The sequence below is a fragment of the Klebsiella michiganensis genome (assembly GCF_015139575.1).
Taxonomy (GTDB): domain Bacteria; phylum Pseudomonadota; class Gammaproteobacteria; order Enterobacterales; family Enterobacteriaceae; genus Klebsiella; species Klebsiella michiganensis.
Genome location: NZ_AP022548.1, coordinates 65,994 through 79,643, shown reverse-complemented (window position 1 = coordinate 79,643; position 13,650 = coordinate 65,994). Strand labels below are relative to the sequence as shown.

The window sequence follows — 13,650 nt, the reverse complement described above, 5'->3', positions numbered from 1 at the left end:
CGTCCGTTAATCAGTCCAGAGCCGCGTAAATCGCGTTGCATTCAGGGTGAAATTCGATGTGACGCCACAACTGCGCATCGCGCATCCGGTAAAGCTGGGTCAGTCCTGCATCACCGCTGTCGTGGTACAGCCACAACTGGCGGTTAATCACAAGGGAAGTCAGAATGATGCCGCAGGCATCAGCACTCACGGTACGGTCAAACCAGTTTGCACCGTTCACCATGTGGAAACGGTCGCCATCCGGCATCATGTAACCGCCACCGTCCGGCAGGCGGATGAAGTGCCAGAAGCCGCCTTCATATTCCGGCATCATTTGTTTCGCCAGCGCGTACACAGACGCTTCGGCATACAGAAAATCCAGGCCAAACAGGTAAGGCAGAAAAGACAGACGGTCGCACTCTTCAACATTCAGAGTGACAGGTTTCGCATACTGCATGGGATTTCCTCCGTTGTTCACATATTCCGCGACACCGGGCGGTGCCGTGCCTCCATAAAAGCCGGGCGATAAGGCGGGGATGCAGGGGCGCAAGGGAAGCCGCAGCCTGACGCACACGGCTGGCGGGAGTTGCAGGGTGAGGCCGCGAAACCTGAGCGGGCGAACGACCGGAAAATCACGGCAGACGGGAAGGAGGGACCGGGTGACCGCAGCGGCGAAGCGTACCCTTGCATCAACGCCAGCCCGGCTAAGATGGAGGCACGGCACAGCCCGCACACGGCGCTGAGGCCACATAACTGAAACCCCATAAGGCCATGCCCGCATGGCCGGGTAAAGCGGAGCCGGCGGCGACTTCCTTTGTGCTCTGTCCGGGACCGGCAGGAAAAAGGCGGGGATTATCCCCGCCATCATCAGCCCCTGATTTTTGCCAGGGCATCCGCCATGCTGCGGATTTCGGCCCGGGCTTCCCGGACCACCTCCCGCAGAACACCACGGTCAAACCACCGGCGGGGCGGTTCATCAGGTATACGCAGCACATCGCAGGCCAGCCCACTGGACAGGATATGCTCCACACACTCACTGACCAGATACATTTCCACCGCCGAAAAACGTGCTCCCCGGTTCAGGATGGCATCGAGCACCACGGGCAGGTTTTCGTCGTCTTCATCGAGCCAGCAGGGGTGATCGCTTTCCTTCACGACCAGGCGAAAGCGACGCGTCTGGCGGGTCAGCAACGTCTGACCGGTGGTGGTCAGCGCCGCACGGATACGCCGCGCATCTTCTGCCACCTGGTAACAGATGCTTTGTACCGCATCGTGCACCGCATCAAGAACAGCCCTGATTTCGTCTTCGGTCAGCCATTCTCCGGCATACGGGAAAGACACCTGCGTTCCGTCTGCCGGAAGTACCGGCAGCGATTGCCACTGACTGCCGGACAGTACCAGTTCCGCCCCGGTTCCGGTCAGTCTCTGAATGGCGGAGGCCAGGAGCGGCGGCAGTACGCCGCCGTGACGGTTGATAAGTAACGTCGCCAGCCGGGGCGCATCCAGCCGCACGTAAATGCTGATCCAGCCCGGATAGTTCGGATTTCGCTGGTCAACATCCGTCTCTTCCGGCCAGCCCTGCGCCAGCAGCAGGTTACGGGCGTGACGACAAATCAGTGCATTCAGCGTTGTGTTTTCGTTCATGATTAATCGTTCTCCCTGAATCGCCGCCCGGAGGCGGCGATAACATCAGTCGTTTTCGTGTGTGTTGTTTTTCAGCAGGCTGCGGGCCTGATTAACCACCGCCTGACGGCGGGTGACGGATTCCGGGACGGCGAGGCCGTTATCACGGGCGGCCCATTCACGTTTCCACAGTGCCTGTTCAGCGGTCTGAATCAGGGACGCCAGCAGTTCAGCAGAGACGGTCACCAGGCGGTTTTCGCTCACGTTGCTGATAATCTCCATCGCAGCGGCGGAAGAAATACCGGACTCAATCCGCTGGTCTTCCGGGATGTCCTCCAGGTGCGCCAGGACAGTCCTGATTTCATGATCGGTCAGAGAAATTTCCATACCGTCGGCCAGTGCCTGAATCTCTTCCGGGGACCAGATAAGCAGCATCAGCGGCGTGTTTCCCGGATACTTTGCTGCCAGCTCACGGCAGAGCGTTTCGCATGTTCCGTACATTTCGTCTCCTCCTTAATCTTTGAAGCACGCATCCAGTTCAAGAATTTCGGTATATGCCTCCATGAACAGGCGATTGGCGCGATACAGCGTCTGGCGTGCCAGGCGTTCAACAAGCACATCGGAATCAAAGCGACAGCGATGCTCCATATCGTTCAGCCTGGCCCGAAGGTCGCACATGGCATTGGCCACCTCCGCCACTTCGGCGCGAAGTTTTTCGTGTCCGGCATAGTTCATTTACGCAGCCTCCGGCATAAACCAGTCATCATTCGCGGCCCCCTGCTGCATGGCCCGTTGTACGGCAGCCAGACGTTGCTGTCCGGCACGGTGATACTGCTCAAGCAGCTCGATACCGATATACCGGCGTCCGGACTGGAGGGCGGCGACGCAGGTTGAGCCGCTGCCTGCAAACGGGTCCAGCACAATCGCGTTCGGGTGTGTGAAGCTCTCAATCAGCGGTTGCAGGCTGGTAACGGGCTTTTCCGTCGGGTGATGACGGTTGCCCGAATATTTCCAGCCCAGCACGTCCGGCAGCGGGTTTTGTGGCAGACGTGGACGGCCTTTTGCCAGGATGTAGGCGCATTCGTGGCGATAGCCCACATATGCGGCCTTCGATGTGTAGTTTTTGGTAAACACCAGGTGTCCGACCACGCTGAATCCCGCATTTTTCCAGGCGGCCACAAAGCGATCGACGCGGTTCCAGCCATAGAAGCTGACCATCAGCGCATCTTTTTTGAGTACGCGGTACATTTCATTACAGGCCGGTTGCAGCCATTCATCGGTTTTATCGCCAGCGATGGTGCGCCCGGAACGGTCACGGAAACCGACGAGGTACGGCGGGTCGGTGAGGATGAAATCAATGGCGTTATCAGGAATACGGGCCATAACATCGATGCAGTTACCGAGGACAAAACGGGACATACGAAACTCCTTCTCTTACAGAGGGCACCGGGAGGGCACCCCTGTGGTGCCCGTTCCCCGCTGCCTGTGGGCTGTTCACCGCGTCCGGTAACGGGTCAGGCCGACCGTGGAATATCGCAGCCGTCGTCTTTTTGACGGCGAGAATATGCCGCGAAAGCGGCTTGAAGGGCGTTCATCAGAAAAGGGCGACGGGCTGGCGTACACTGTCACCGATGCCAGCCGGGAGCGGTAAAAGCGCCCGTCCCGTGCCCGGCCGGACGCGGGACACTGACCACAGGCAGCGTTTATGCCGCGCCGCGTCAGCCGGCGCAGTAAAAAGAGGAGCACGGCGACATCCTTTGTCGGAAAAGAAACGGGCGGTTTCCCGCCCGTCTCCGTCATACTTCATCCGCCATAATGCGCCACATTGTCGACTATCCACGCAGGTCCGGTGACTTCCGGCAGCTCATCGTCATCTGTCGGGGAAGACCATTCCAGTTCCCCCCACAGCACATCAACGAGCTCTCCGCGCTCATACAACTGCCAGCCACAGAAATCACAGCCCTGTTCGGCATACCAGTGCTCCAGCGTGCAGCTGAAACGGCGGCTTAATTCTGCAATAACGTCGCTTTCCGGCTGACACCACGGCGTGTCGAAATCAACCTGAATGAAGTTGTCTCCCTGACTACTGATATTCACCTCATACCCCACAGGCCACTTCACGCCATACCGTTCCGTATACCAGTGATATGCAGAAGGAACACCGTTCAGAACACCACCGTTAAAGCCATTCACTTCAACATCCAGGCGAGTCGGCAGAACCGTCAGCAGGTCAAACGGCATGGTTTTTTCCGGCAGTACGTTGTCACACAGACGGTTCCACCACACCGATACATCCTCGTTACTCCAGAAGCCACACCAGTCACCTCTCTTTGCGGTGAAAAGTGCGGTGATGGTATCCCTGACATCGTCCGGTAATCCTTCCCAGCGACGCTGTTCAGTACCGCTCTGCAGCCAGAGTTCATGCAGCATCAGGCAGTTTTGTTGGCACTGTTGCAAATAGTCGGTGGTGATAAACTTATCATCCCCTTTTGCTGATGGAGCTGCACATGAACCCATTCAAAGGCCGGCATTTTCAGCGTGACATCATTCTGTGGGCCGTACGCTGGTACTGCAAATACGGCATCAGTTACCGTGAGCTGCAGGAGATGCTGGCTGAACGCGGAGTGAATGTCGATCACTCCACGATTTACCGCTGGGTTCAGCGTTATGCGCCTGAAATGGAAAAACGGCTGCGCTGGTACTGGCGTAACCCTTCCGATCTTTGCCCGTGGCACATGGATGAAACCTACGTGAAGGTCAATGGCCGCTGGGCGTATCTGTACCGGGCCGTCGACAGCCGGGGCCGCACTGTCGATTTTTATCTCTCCTCCCGTCGTAACAGCAAAGCTGCATACCGGTTTCTGGGTAAAATCCTCAACAACGTGAAGAAGTGGCAGATCCCGCGATTCATCAACACGGATAAAGCGCCCGCCTATGGTCGCGCGCTTGCTCTGCTCAAACGCGAAGGCCGGTGCCCGTCTGACGTTGAACACCGACAGATTAAGTACCGGAACAACGTGATTGAATGCGATCATGGCAAACTGAAACGGATAATCGGCGCCACGCTGGGATTTAAATCCATGAAGACGGCTTACGCCACCATCAAAGGTATTGAGGTGATGCGTGCACTACGCAAAGGCCAGGCCTCAGCATTTTATTATGGTGATCCCCTGGGCGAAATGCGCCTGGTAAGCAGAGTTTTTGAAATGTAAGGCCTTTGAATAAGACAAAAGGCTGCCTCATCGCTAACTTTGCAACAGTGCCTTAATTATCATACAGAGGTCGCAGCCAAAACATCGAAGAGAATAGTCAACACCGGAGCATAAATTGGAAGTGGAGCGACAGAGCGCTCCACATTTTTTAGAATTAATAACCGTCGGTGACGATTTTCGCGGCAGCCGCGAGTACGTCACGACGACTTTCTGCCTTCTGCTCTGGCTGGGTGAAGTAAGTGACCAGAATAAGCGGCGCACGCCCTTCCGGCCAGATAACGGCGATGTCATTCGTCGTACCATAATCACCGCTGCCGGTTTTATCCCCGACAACCCACGATGTGGGTAGCCCAGCCTGAATGCTGGCAGCGCCGGTGGTATTGCCTTTCAGCCACGTTACCAGTTGCGCACGCTGAGTTTCACCTAAGGCACTGCCCAACGTCAGATTGCGAAGCGTCTGCGCCATCGCTAATGGCGTGGTGGTATCGCGCGGGTCGCCGGGGATCGCGGTGTTGAGCGTCGGCTCAGTACGATCGAGCCGGAAGGTGTTATCCCCAATCGCACGGGCAAACGCCGTCACTTTATCCGGCCCCCCAAGATGGGCAATCAGCTTGTTCATGGCCGTATTGTCGCTGTACTGCAACGCCGCGGCGCTCAATTCCGCCAGCGTCATCGTGCCGTTGACGTGTTTTTCAGTAATGGGATTGTAGTTAATCAGGTCTGAAGATTTAATCTCAACCTTCTGACTCAACACCTTCTTTTGCGTTTCACTTTGCTTGAGCACAGCCGCTGCCGCCATCACCTTACTGGTGCTGCACATGGCAAAGCGCTCATCGGCGCGGTAGAGCGTCTGTGCGTTATCGGCGGTGTCAATCAGCGCCACTCCCAACCGCCCCCCGCTGCTTTTCTCCAGCGCCGCCAGCTTTTGCTGAACGTCGTTCGCCTGCGCATACAGCGGCGCACTCCCCAGCAACAGCGAAATACAGGCCGTTGTCATTAGCATCATCCGCTTAACGCGATGTCTCATCATCTCAAACTCCTGAAAATTGAATCCGTGTGGCTGAAGTATTCACAGTCAGCACAAAAAGTAAAAAACAAAAATGCGCTTGCCCTCTCAATCCCCTGCAACCACTGCCGGGCACTGATGAATCCCCTAATGATTTTGGTAAAAATCATTAAGTTAAGGTGGATACACATCTTGTCATATGATCAAATGGTTTCGCGAAAAATCAATAATCAGACAACAAGATGTGCGAACTCGATATTTTACACGACTCTCTTTACCAATTCTGCCCCGAATTACACTTAAAACGACTCAACAGCTTAACGTTGGCTTGCCACGCATTACTTGACTGTAAAACTCTCACTCTTACCGAACTTGGCCGTAACCTGCCAACCAAAGCGAGAACAAAACATAACATCAAACGAATCGACCGATTGTTAGGTAATCGTCACCTCCACAAAGAGCGACTCGCTGTATACCGTTGGCATGCTAGCTTTATCTGTTCGGGCAATACGATGCCCATTGTACTTGTTGACTGGTCTGATATTCGTGAGCAAAAACGACTTATGGTATTGCGAGCTTCAGTCGCACTACACGGTCGTTCTGTTACTCTTTATGAGAAAGCGTTCCCGCTTTCAGAGCAATGTTCAAAGAAAGCTCATGACCAATTTCTAGCCGACCTTGCGAGCATTCTACCGAGTAACACCACACCGCTCATTGTCAGTGATGCTGGCTTTAAAGTGCCATGGTATAAATCCGTTGAGAAGCTGGGTTGGTACTGGTTAAGTCGAGTAAGAGGAAAAGTACAATATGCAGACCTAGGAGCGGAAAACTGGAAACCTATCAGCAACTTACATGATATGTCATCTAGTCACTCAAAGACTTTAGGCTATAAGAGGCTGACTAAAAGCAATCCAATCTCATGCCAAATTCTATTGTATAAATCTCGCTCTAAAGGCCGAAAAAATCAGCGCTCGACACGGACTCATTGTCACCACCCGTCACCTAAAATCTACTCAGCGTCGGCAAAGGAGCCATGGGTTCTAGCAACTAACTTACCTGTTGAAATTCGAACACCCAAACAACTTGTTAATATCTATTCGAAGCGAATGCAGATTGAAGAAACCTTCCGAGACTTGAAAAGTCCTGCCTACGGACTAGGCCTACGCCATAGGGCACTGTTGCAAATAGTCGGTGGTGATAAACTTATCATCCCCTTTTGCTGATGGAGCTGCACATGAACCCATTCAAAGGCCGGCATTTTCAGCGTGACATCATTCTGTGGGCCGTACGCTGGTACTGCAAATACGGCATCAGTTACCGTGAGCTGCAGGAGATGCTGGCTGAACGCGGAGTGAATGTCGATCACTCCACGATTTACCGCTGGGTTCAGCGTTATGCGCCTGAAATGGAAAAACGGCTGCGCTGGTACTGGCGTAACCCTTCCGATCTTTGCCCGTGGCACATGGATGAAACCTACGTGAAGGTCAATGGCCGCTGGGCGTATCTGTACCGGGCCGTCGACAGCCGGGGCCGCACTGTCGATTTTTATCTCTCCTCCCGTCGTAACAGCAAAGCTGCATACCGGTTTCTGGGTAAAATCCTCAACAACGTGAAGAAGTGGCAGATCCCGCGATTCATCAACACGGATAAAGCGCCCGCCTATGGTCGCGCGCTTGCTCTGCTCAAACGCGAAGGCCGGTGCCCGTCTGACGTTGAACACCGACAGATTAAGTACCGGAACAACGTGATTGAATGCGATCATGGCAAACTGAAACGGATAATCGGCGCCACGCTGGGATTTAAATCCATGAAGACGGCTTACGCCACCATCAAAGGTATTGAGGTGATGCGTGCACTACGCAAAGGCCAGGCCTCAGCATTTTATTATGGTGATCCCCTGGGCGAAATGCGCCTGGTAAGCAGAGTTTTTGAAATGTAAGGCCTTTGAATAAGACAAAAGGCTGCCTCATCGCTAACTTTGCAACAGTGCCTTAATTATCATACAGAGGTCGCAGCCAAAACATCGAAGAGAATAGTCAACACCGGAGCATAAATTGGAAGTGGAGCGACAGAGCGCTCCACATTTTTTAGAATTAATAACCGTCGGTGACGATTTTCGCGGCAGCCGCGAGTACGTCACGACGACTTTCTGCCTTCTGCTCTGGCTGGGTGAAGTAAGTGACCAGAATAAGCGGCGCACGCCCTTCCGGCCAGATAACGGCGATGTCATTCGTCGTACCATAATCACCGCTGCCGGTTTTATCCCCGACAACCCACGATGTGGGTAGCCCAGCCTGAATGCTGGCAGCGCCGGTGGTATTGCCTTTCAGCCACGTTACCAGTTGCGCACGCTGAGTTTCACCTAAGGCACTGCCCAACGTCAGATTGCGAAGCGTCTGCGCCATCGCTAATGGCGTGGTGGTATCGCGCGGGTCGCCGGGGATCGCGGTGTTGAGCGTCGGCTCAGTACGATCGAGCCGGAAGGTGTTATCCCCAATCGCACGGGCAAACGCCGTCACTTTATCCGGCCCCCCAAGATGGGCAATCAGCTTGTTCATGGCCGTATTGTCGCTGTACTGCAACGCCGCGGCGCTCAATTCCGCCAGCGTCATCGTGCCGTTGACGTGTTTTTCAGTAATGGGATTGTAGTTAATCAGGTCTGAAGATTTAATCTCAACCTTCTGACTCAACACCTTCTTTTGCGTTTCACTTTGCTTGAGCACAGCCGCTGCCGCCATCACCTTACTGGTGCTGCACATGGCAAAGCGCTCATCGGCGCGGTAGAGCGTCTGTGCGTTATCGGCGGTGTCAATCAGCGCCACTCCCAACCGCCCCCCGCTGCTTTTCTCCAGCGCCGCCAGCTTTTGCTGAACGTCGTTCGCCTGCGCATACAGCGGCGCACTCCCCAGCAACAGCGAAATACAGGCCGTTGTCATTAGCATCATCCGCTTAACGCGATGTCTCATCATCTCAAACTCCTGAAAATTGAATCCGTGTGGCTGAAGTATTCACAGTCAGCACAAAAAGTAAAAAACAAAAATGCGCTTGCCCTCTCAATCCCCTGCAACCACTGCCGGGCACTGATGAATCCCCTAATGATTTTGGTAAAAATCATTAAGTTAAGGTGGATACACATCTTGTCATATGATCAAATGGTTTCGCGAAAAATCAATAATCAGACAACAAGATGTGCGAACTCGATATTTTACACGACTCTCTTTACCAATTCTGCCCCGAATTACACTTAAAACGACTCAACAGCTTAACGTTGGCTTGCCACGCATTACTTGACTGTAAAACTCTCACTCTTACCGAACTTGGCCGTAACCTGCCAACCAAAGCGAGAACAAAACATAACATCAAACGAATCGACCGATTGTTAGGTAATCGTCACCTCCACAAAGAGCGACTCGCTGTATACCGTTGGCATGCTAGCTTTATCTGTTCGGGCAATACGATGCCCATTGTACTTGTTGACTGGTCTGATATTCGTGAGCAAAAACGACTTATGGTATTGCGAGCTTCAGTCGCACTACACGGTCGTTCTGTTACTCTTTATGAGAAAGCGTTCCCGCTTTCAGAGCAATGTTCAAAGAAAGCTCATGACCAATTTCTAGCCGACCTTGCGAGCATTCTACCGAGTAACACCACACCGCTCATTGTCAGTGATGCTGGCTTTAAAGTGCCATGGTATAAATCCGTTGAGAAGCTGGGTTGGTACTGGTTAAGTCGAGTAAGAGGAAAAGTACAATATGCAGACCTAGGAGCGGAAAACTGGAAACCTATCAGCAACTTACATGATATGTCATCTAGTCACTCAAAGACTTTAGGCTATAAGAGGCTGACTAAAAGCAATCCAATCTCATGCCAAATTCTATTGTATAAATCTCGCTCTAAAGGCCGAAAAAATCAGCGCTCGACACGGACTCATTGTCACCACCCGTCACCTAAAATCTACTCAGCGTCGGCAAAGGAGCCATGGGTTCTAGCAACTAACTTACCTGTTGAAATTCGAACACCCAAACAACTTGTTAATATCTATTCGAAGCGAATGCAGATTGAAGAAACCTTCCGAGACTTGAAAAGTCCTGCCTACGGACTAGGCCTACGCCATAGGGCACTGTTGCAAATAGTCGGTGGTGATAAACTTATCATCCCCTTTTGCTGATGGAGCTGCACATGAACCCATTCAAAGGCCGGCATTTTCAGCGTGACATCATTCTGTGGGCCGTACGCTGGTACTGCAAATACGGCATCAGTTACCGTGAGCTGCAGGAGATGCTGGCTGAACGCGGAGTGAATGTCGATCACTCCACGATTTACCGCTGGGTTCAGCGTTATGCGCCTGAAATGGAAAAACGGCTGCGCTGGTACTGGCGTAACCCTTCCGATCTTTGCCCGTGGCACATGGATGAAACCTACGTGAAGGTCAATGGCCGCTGGGCGTATCTGTACCGGGCCGTCGACAGCCGGGGCCGCACTGTCGATTTTTATCTCTCCTCCCGTCGTAACAGCAAAGCTGCATACCGGTTTCTGGGTAAAATCCTCAACAACGTGAAGAAGTGGCAGATCCCGCGATTCATCAACACGGATAAAGCGCCCGCCTATGGTCGCGCGCTTGCTCTGCTCAAACGCGAAGGCCGGTGCCCGTCTGACGTTGAACACCGACAGATTAAGTACCGGAACAACGTGATTGAATGCGATCATGGCAAACTGAAACGGATAATCGGCGCCACGCTGGGATTTAAATCCATGAAGACGGCTTACGCCACCATCAAAGGTATTGAGGTGATGCGTGCACTACGCAAAGGCCAGGCCTCAGCATTTTATTATGGTGATCCCCTGGGCGAAATGCGCCTGGTAAGCAGAGTTTTTGAAATGTAAGGCCTTTGAATAAGACAAAAGGCTGCCTCATCGCTAACTTTGCAACAGTGCCTTAATTATCATACAGAGGTCGCAGCCAAAACATCGAAGAGAATAGTCAACACCGGAGCATAAATTGGAAGTGGAGCGACAGAGCGCTCCACATTTTTTAGAATTAATAACCGTCGGTGACGATTTTCGCGGCAGCCGCGAGTACGTCACGACGACTTTCTGCCTTCTGCTCTGGCTGGGTGAAGTAAGTGACCAGAATAAGCGGCGCACGCCCTTCCGGCCAGATAACGGCGATGTCATTCGTCGTACCATAATCACCGCTGCCGGTTTTATCCCCGACAACCCACGATGTGGGTAGCCCAGCCTGAATGCTGGCAGCGCCGGTGGTATTGCCTTTCAGCCACGTTACCAGTTGCGCACGCTGAGTTTCACCTAAGGCACTGCCCAACGTCAGATTGCGAAGCGTCTGCGCCATCGCTAATGGCGTGGTGGTATCGCGCGGGTCGCCGGGGATCGCGGTGTTGAGCGTCGGCTCAGTACGATCGAGCCGGAAGGTGTTATCCCCAATCGCACGGGCAAACGCCGTCACTTTATCCGGCCCCCCAAGATGGGCAATCAGCTTGTTCATGGCCGTATTGTCGCTGTACTGCAACGCCGCGGCGCTCAATTCCGCCAGCGTCATCGTGCCGTTGACGTGTTTTTCAGTAATGGGATTGTAGTTAATCAGGTCTGAAGATTTAATCTCAACCTTCTGACTCAACACCTTCTTTTGCGTTTCACTTTGCTTGAGCACAGCCGCTGCCGCCATCACCTTACTGGTGCTGCACATGGCAAAGCGCTCATCGGCGCGGTAGAGCGTCTGTGCGTTATCGGCGGTGTCAATCAGCGCCACTCCCAACCGCCCCCCGCTGCTTTTCTCCAGCGCCGCCAGCTTTTGCTGAACGTCGTTCGCCTGCGCATACAGCGGCGCACTCCCCAGCAACAGCGAAATACAGGCCGTTGTCATTAGCATCATCCGCTTAACGCGATGTCTCATCATCTCAAACTCCTGAAAATTGAATCCGTGTGGCTGAAGTATTCACAGTCAGCACAAAAAGTAAAAAACAAAAATGCGCTTGCCCTCTCAATCCCCTGCAACCACTGCCGGGCACTGATGAATCCCCTAATGATTTTGGTAAAAATCATTAAGTTAAGGTGGATACACATCTTGTCATATGATCAAATGGTTTCGCGAAAAATCAATAATCAGACAACAAGATGTGCGAACTCGATATTTTACACGACTCTCTTTACCAATTCTGCCCCGAATTACACTTAAAACGACTCAACAGCTTAACGTTGGCTTGCCACGCATTACTTGACTGTAAAACTCTCACTCTTACCGAACTTGGCCGTAACCTGCCAACCAAAGCGAGAACAAAACATAACATCAAACGAATCGACCGATTGTTAGGTAATCGTCACCTCCACAAAGAGCGACTCGCTGTATACCGTTGGCATGCTAGCTTTATCTGTTCGGGCAATACGATGCCCATTGTACTTGTTGACTGGTCTGATATTCGTGAGCAAAAACGACTTATGGTATTGCGAGCTTCAGTCGCACTACACGGTCGTTCTGTTACTCTTTATGAGAAAGCGTTCCCGCTTTCAGAGCAATGTTCAAAGAAAGCTCATGACCAATTTCTAGCCGACCTTGCGAGCATTCTACCGAGTAACACCACACCGCTCATTGTCAGTGATGCTGGCTTTAAAGTGCCATGGTATAAATCCGTTGAGAAGCTGGGTTGGTACTGGTTAAGTCGAGTAAGAGGAAAAGTACAATATGCAGACCTAGGAGCGGAAAACTGGAAACCTATCAGCAACTTACATGATATGTCATCTAGTCACTCAAAGACTTTAGGCTATAAGAGGCTGACTAAAAGCAATCCAATCTCATGCCAAATTCTATTGTATAAATCTCGCTCTAAAGGCCGAAAAAATCAGCGCTCGACACGGACTCATTGTCACCACCCGTCACCTAAAATCTACTCAGCGTCGGCAAAGGAGCCATGGGTTCTAGCAACTAACTTACCTGTTGAAATTCGAACACCCAAACAACTTGTTAATATCTATTCGAAGCGAATGCAGATTGAAGAAACCTTCCGAGACTTGAAAAGTCCTGCCTACGGACTAGGCCTACGCCATAGGGCACTGTTGCAAATAGTCGGTGGTGATAAACTTATCATCCCCTTTTGCTGATGGAGCTGCACATGAACCCATTCAAAGGCCGGCATTTTCAGCGTGACATCATTCTGTGGGCCGTACGCTGGTACTGCAAATACGGCATCAGTTACCGTGAGCTGCAGGAGATGCTGGCTGAACGCGGAGTGAATGTCGATCACTCCACGATTTACCGCTGGGTTCAGCGTTATGCGCCTGAAATGGAAAAACGGCTGCGCTGGTACTGGCGTAACCCTTCCGATCTTTGCCCGTGGCACATGGATGAAACCTACGTGAAGGTCAATGGCCGCTGGGCGTATCTGTACCGGGCCGTCGACAGCCGGGGCCGCACTGTCGATTTTTATCTCTCCTCCCGTCGTAACAGCAAAGCTGCATACCGGTTTCTGGGTAAAATCCTCAACAACGTGAAGAAGTGGCAGATCCCGCGATTCATCAACACGGATAAAGCGCCCGCCTATGGTCGCGCGCTTGCTCTGCTCAAACGCGAAGGCCGGTGCCCGTCTGACGTTGAACACCGACAGATTAAGTACCGGAACAACGTGATTGAATGCGATCATGGCAAACTGAAACGGATAATCGGCGCCACGCTGGGATTTAAATCCATGAAGACGGCTTACGCCACCATCAAAGGTATTGAGGTGATGCGTGCACTACGCAAAGGCCAGGCCTCAGCATTTTATTATGGTGATCCCCTGGGCGAAATGCGCCTGGTAAGCAGAGTTTTTGAAATGTAAG

General features: G+C 52.6%; 12 protein-coding genes and 5 pseudogenes. 7 read left to right on the top strand and 10 right to left on the bottom strand.

The window, feature by feature from the left end; all coding sequences use genetic code 11:
• Positions 1–10: 10 nt before the first annotated feature.
• From JLG71_RS28165 to JLG71_RS28135, 7 genes and pseudogenes are all read right to left on the bottom strand, one after another.
• The gene (locus JLG71_RS28165; RefSeq protein WP_061671615.1) at positions 11–436 is read right to left on the bottom strand and encodes an antirestriction protein; all 426 of its coding nucleotides are present in this window, start codon (positions 434–436) and stop codon (positions 11–13) included.
• Positions 437–846: 410 nt separating this feature from the next.
• Entirely contained in the window at positions 847–1,623 is a 777-nt protein-coding gene (locus JLG71_RS28160) for a hypothetical protein (RefSeq protein WP_061671617.1), read from the bottom strand.
• A 45-nt stretch (positions 1,624–1,668) separates the two neighbouring features.
• Positions 1,669–2,222, bottom strand: a pseudogene (locus tag JLG71_RS28155) (DUF1380 family protein).
• Positions 2,116–2,337, bottom strand: a complete 222-nt coding sequence (locus tag JLG71_RS28150; RefSeq protein ID WP_021560304.1) for a hypothetical protein — start codon at positions 2,335–2,337, stop codon at positions 2,116–2,118. The pseudogene JLG71_RS28155 and the gene JLG71_RS28150 overlap by 107 nt, the downstream one beginning before the upstream one ends.
• Positions 2,338–3,021 carry a DNA methylase gene (locus JLG71_RS28145; RefSeq protein ID WP_000086160.1) on the bottom strand — a complete coding sequence of 228 codons (684 nt, stop codon included), beginning with the start codon at positions 3,019–3,021 and terminating at the stop codon, positions 2,338–2,340.
• 75 nt (positions 3,022–3,096) lie between these two features.
• A complete protein-coding gene (locus JLG71_RS28140) occupies positions 3,097–3,402 on the bottom strand; it encodes a hypothetical protein (protein ID WP_015058890.1) in 306 nt (101 codons plus the stop codon).
• 3 nt (positions 3,403–3,405) lie between these two features.
• Positions 3,406–4,047: pseudogene (locus JLG71_RS28135) on the bottom strand (DUF1281 domain-containing protein); the annotation flags it as partial.
• Between the two features lie 62 nt (positions 4,048–4,109).
• Here JLG71_RS28135 and JLG71_RS28130 point away from each other — a divergent pair.
• Positions 4,110–4,814, top strand: a complete 705-nt coding sequence (locus JLG71_RS28130) for an IS6-like element IS26 family transposase (protein WP_001067855.1) — start codon at positions 4,110–4,112, stop codon at positions 4,812–4,814.
• Positions 4,815–4,968: 154 nt separating this feature from the next.
• On the opposite strand, the gene JLG71_RS28125 is transcribed toward JLG71_RS28130, so the two are convergent.
• Positions 4,969–5,844 (bottom strand): extended-spectrum class A beta-lactamase CTX-M-8, encoded by an 876-nt coding sequence (locus JLG71_RS28125; protein WP_032489598.1) that lies wholly within the window; start codon positions 5,842–5,844, stop codon positions 4,969–4,971.
• Positions 5,845–6,062: 218 nt separating this feature from the next.
• Here JLG71_RS28125 and JLG71_RS28120 point away from each other — a divergent pair.
• Both JLG71_RS28120 and JLG71_RS28115 read left to right on the top strand, forming a co-directional pair.
• Positions 6,063–6,989 (top strand): annotated as a pseudogene (locus tag JLG71_RS28120) (IS4-like element ISVsa5 family transposase); the annotation flags it as partial.
• A 65-nt stretch (positions 6,990–7,054) separates the two neighbouring features.
• Positions 7,055–7,759: an IS6-like element IS26 family transposase gene (locus JLG71_RS28115; protein WP_001067855.1), complete on the top strand. Its 705-nt coding sequence runs from the start codon at positions 7,055–7,057 to the stop codon at positions 7,757–7,759.
• Positions 7,760–7,913: 154 nt separating this feature from the next.
• Here JLG71_RS28115 and JLG71_RS28110 read toward each other — a convergent pair whose 3' ends face one another.
• Positions 7,914–8,789 carry an extended-spectrum class A beta-lactamase CTX-M-8 gene (locus JLG71_RS28110; protein ID WP_032489598.1) on the bottom strand — a complete coding sequence of 292 codons (876 nt, stop codon included), beginning with the start codon at positions 8,787–8,789 and terminating at the stop codon, positions 7,914–7,916.
• 218 nt (positions 8,790–9,007) lie between these two features.
• Between JLG71_RS28110 and JLG71_RS28105 the strand changes: the two are divergent.
• Positions 9,008–9,934: pseudogene (locus JLG71_RS28105) on the top strand (IS4-like element ISVsa5 family transposase); the annotation flags it as partial.
• Between the two features lie 65 nt (positions 9,935–9,999).
• On the top strand, positions 10,000–10,704 hold the full coding sequence (locus JLG71_RS28100) for an IS6-like element IS26 family transposase (RefSeq protein ID WP_001067855.1): 705 nt from the start codon (positions 10,000–10,002) through the stop codon (positions 10,702–10,704).
• A gap of 154 nt (positions 10,705–10,858) precedes the next feature.
• On the opposite strand, the gene JLG71_RS28095 is transcribed toward JLG71_RS28100, so the two are convergent.
• Positions 10,859–11,734, bottom strand: a complete 876-nt coding sequence (locus JLG71_RS28095) for an extended-spectrum class A beta-lactamase CTX-M-8 (protein ID WP_032489598.1) — start codon at positions 11,732–11,734, stop codon at positions 10,859–10,861.
• Between the two features lie 218 nt (positions 11,735–11,952).
• Between JLG71_RS28095 and JLG71_RS28090 the strand changes: the two are divergent.
• Together JLG71_RS28090 and JLG71_RS28085 are read left to right on the top strand one after the other, a co-directional pair.
• Positions 11,953–12,879: pseudogene (locus JLG71_RS28090) on the top strand (IS4-like element ISVsa5 family transposase); the annotation flags it as partial.
• Between the two features lie 65 nt (positions 12,880–12,944).
• Positions 12,945–13,649, top strand: a complete 705-nt coding sequence (locus tag JLG71_RS28085) for an IS6-like element IS26 family transposase (protein WP_001067855.1) — start codon at positions 12,945–12,947, stop codon at positions 13,647–13,649.
• Position 13,650 lies beyond the last annotated feature (1 nt).

Bases quoted from the DNA above. Each gene is read 5' to 3' on its own strand.
- JLG71_RS28165 (WP_061671615.1), bottom strand. From the start codon at position 436: ATGCAGTATGCGAAACCTGTCACTCTGAATGTTGAAGAGTGCGACCGT.
- JLG71_RS28140 (WP_015058890.1), bottom strand. From the start codon at position 3,402: ATGACGGAGACGGGCGGGAAACCGCCCGTTTCTTTTCCGACAAAGGAT.
- JLG71_RS28130 (WP_001067855.1), top strand. From the start codon at position 4,110: ATGAACCCATTCAAAGGCCGGCATTTTCAGCGTGACATCATTCTGTGG.
- JLG71_RS28160 (WP_061671617.1), bottom strand. From the start codon at position 1,623: ATGAACGAAAACACAACGCTGAATGCACTGATTTGTCGTCACGCCCGT.
- JLG71_RS28150 (WP_021560304.1), bottom strand. From the start codon at position 2,337: ATGAACTATGCCGGACACGAAAAACTTCGCGCCGAAGTGGCGGAGGTG.
- JLG71_RS28085 (WP_001067855.1), top strand. From the start codon at position 12,945: ATGAACCCATTCAAAGGCCGGCATTTTCAGCGTGACATCATTCTGTGG.
- JLG71_RS28110 (WP_032489598.1), bottom strand. From the start codon at position 8,789: ATGATGAGACATCGCGTTAAGCGGATGATGCTAATGACAACGGCCTGT.
- JLG71_RS28145 (WP_000086160.1), bottom strand. From the start codon at position 3,021: ATGTCCCGTTTTGTCCTCGGTAACTGCATCGATGTTATGGCCCGTATT.
- JLG71_RS28100 (WP_001067855.1), top strand. From the start codon at position 10,000: ATGAACCCATTCAAAGGCCGGCATTTTCAGCGTGACATCATTCTGTGG.
- JLG71_RS28115 (WP_001067855.1), top strand. From the start codon at position 7,055: ATGAACCCATTCAAAGGCCGGCATTTTCAGCGTGACATCATTCTGTGG.
- JLG71_RS28125 (WP_032489598.1), bottom strand. From the start codon at position 5,844: ATGATGAGACATCGCGTTAAGCGGATGATGCTAATGACAACGGCCTGT.
- JLG71_RS28095 (WP_032489598.1), bottom strand. From the start codon at position 11,734: ATGATGAGACATCGCGTTAAGCGGATGATGCTAATGACAACGGCCTGT.